This window comes from Nocardia sp. NPDC060220 (assembly GCF_042727815.1).
Classification (GTDB): domain Bacteria; phylum Actinomycetota; class Actinomycetes; order Mycobacteriales; family Mycobacteriaceae; genus Nocardia.
Window position 1 is genome coordinate 1 of sequence record NZ_JBHWZY010001038.1, and the last position, 2,146, is coordinate 2,146.

Consider the following 2,146-nt stretch of genomic DNA (forward strand, 5'->3'; position numbering starts at 1 on the left):
CTGCTCGATCTCGCGGGCGCCGCCCATCCCGGTGTCCCCCGGTTCCTGCTCGGGCATTCGATGGGCAGCCTCGTGGTCCTGCACCAGGCGACCCGCGGACCGGTCGACGTGGCAGGCATCATCGTGTCCGCGCCGCCGCTGGACATCCCGCTCGGCAATCCGCTCCAGCGCCTCGCCGCTCCCCTGCTCACCCGGTTCGCACCGAATCTCGGTGTGCTGACCCTGGATTCGTCCACGATCAGCCGCGATCCCGAGGTGGTACGCGCCTACGACGACGACCCGCTGGTGTTCCGCGGCAAGCTGCCCGCGCGCACCGCGGTGGAGATCCTGCAGCACACCGCGCTGGTGAAGCAGCGTCTCGGCGCGCTCACCGCACCGCTGCTGGTAGTGCACGGCACCGCCGACGTGATCGCCTCACCGTCGAGCGCCGATCTGCTTGAGCGTGACGCGGGCTCGACCGACGTGACAGTGCTGCGCTATCCCGGGCTCTACCACGAGGTGTTCAACGAGCCCGAGCGCGCGAAGGTGCTCGGCGATGTCACCGACTGGCTGTCAACCCATGTTACCGGTCAGTAAGTTTTTGCGCGGGCGACACTAGTAGACTTACCACCCATGACCACGTCTACCGGCGCCGTTGCCTTCATCCGCGCCAGCTGGCACAGCTCCATCGTCAACAAGGCGCACGAGGGCTTCCTCGCCGAATACACCGGCTTCGGGTTCGATCCCGAGGTCGTCGAGGTGTTCGACGTCCCCGGCGCCTTCGAGATCCCGCTGCATGCCCAACGCCTGGCCCGCACCGGCCGCTACGACGCGATCGTCGCCGCGGCCCTGGTCGTCGACGGCGGCATCTACCGCCACGACTTCGTCGCCTCCGCGGTGATCGACGGCCTGATGCGCGTGCAGCTCGACACCGATGTGCCGGTGTTCTCGGTAGTGCTCACCCCGCACCACTTCCACGAGCACAGCGAGCACGTGGACTACTACACCAACCACTTCGTGACAAAGGGAGCCGAGGCTGCCCGCGCGGTGGCGAACACCCTCAGCTCCCTGCGGTCACTGCCTACCTCGCGCTGACTACTGGTTCAGGAAACCGCCTCGACGGACAACACGCCGGTGCGAAACGCCTTGAGCTGCTGACCACGACCTTGCCGTTTGCATCGCCGACGGCTAGGCCGTCGGCCTGCAGTTCATCAGCGCGGCTGCCACCTACCGAGTCGATTTGTCATCCCTGGCCCCTCATCGACCTTTTCGTTTTGTCGACACCACGTGTAGTAGGACTGCGTCGCAAGATACTCCAAGCATTCCTGCTCAGACGAGAACTCGTGCACCAGGGCAGACCTGAACCCATCAGGAACCACTGTTGCCGACGCCGATGCCGGCAATACCATTGCGCACGAGGCCGCACCGATAATCACGATGGGCAAGAACTTTTTCAACATCTCGGTGCTCACATTTCCAGAATGGCCATGCAGGACAACCTAATCCCCCAGTCGGCCAGGTGGCCCCTCCAACTCAACGGCCGACAAAAACCATGTTTCACCGAAAACCCAACGGTGTCAAATCTATATTCCTCTGCGACAGAACATCTTTCACGAAGTCAGCGTCAGCAATCAGCAATGGAAAGCGTCAAGGCACCTGAGTCGAAAATCGCCGAGCCGGCGGCCGACGAAATCCGGTGGCATGCAACAAGCCGGAACTCGAGGTCGATACGCGGAGCCGCGGGTAGTCGCTCGGATGGCGAAAACCCTCAGCCCTGGCGTCAACAGCTAACGCATGCCCTAAACGCATGCCCTATTTGAACTGGGTCAGGCAGGCCGATTCGCCGTTCAAGACACCAGTGCGGAACGCCTCCAGTCGCTGGTACCCACTCGGCACAACTTTGCCATTGACGTCGGCGGCAGCGAGGCCATCGGCGAGCAGACCGGATACGGCTTCGTCGAGGTCGCCGGCCGACAAGCGTGGATCGCTGGCCGGGTCGCTGAGTTTCGTGGTCAGCACACCTGACAGGCATGCGGTGCGCAGACCGGCCGAGTCAGCGCCGGTCAACGACAATTTGCGATCTTGCTGCACCGCGAGAGCGTAGCGGGAGACGAATACTACAGCGGCGTTGTAGTCGCCAGTAACGACCGCCGACAAGGGTTCACCT

At 63.5% G+C, this 2,146-nt stretch carries 2 protein-coding genes and 1 pseudogene; 2 read left to right on the forward strand and 1 reads right to left on the reverse strand.

The window, feature by feature from the left end; all coding sequences use genetic code 11:
* On the forward strand, nt 1-576 hold a 576-nt coding region (locus ACFWF3_RS33330; RefSeq protein WP_379317920.1), incomplete at its 5' end, for an alpha/beta fold hydrolase.
* A 36-nt stretch (nt 577-612) separates the two neighbouring features.
* Complete coding sequence (locus ACFWF3_RS33335) at nt 613-1,074, forward strand: 6,7-dimethyl-8-ribityllumazine synthase (protein WP_358071185.1); 462 nt, start codon at nt 613-615, stop codon at nt 1,072-1,074.
* Nucleotides 1,075-1,791: 717 nt separating this feature from the next.
* Here the strand turns inward: ACFWF3_RS33335 and ACFWF3_RS33340 are convergent.
* Nucleotides 1,792-2,146: pseudogene (locus tag ACFWF3_RS33340) on the reverse strand (metallopeptidase); the annotation flags it as partial.

Excerpts from the sequence above, each read along its gene's own strand:
- ACFWF3_RS33335 (WP_358071185.1), top strand. The coding sequence starts at position 613 with ATGACCACGTCTACCGGCGCCGTTGCCTTCATCCGCGCCAGCTGGCAC.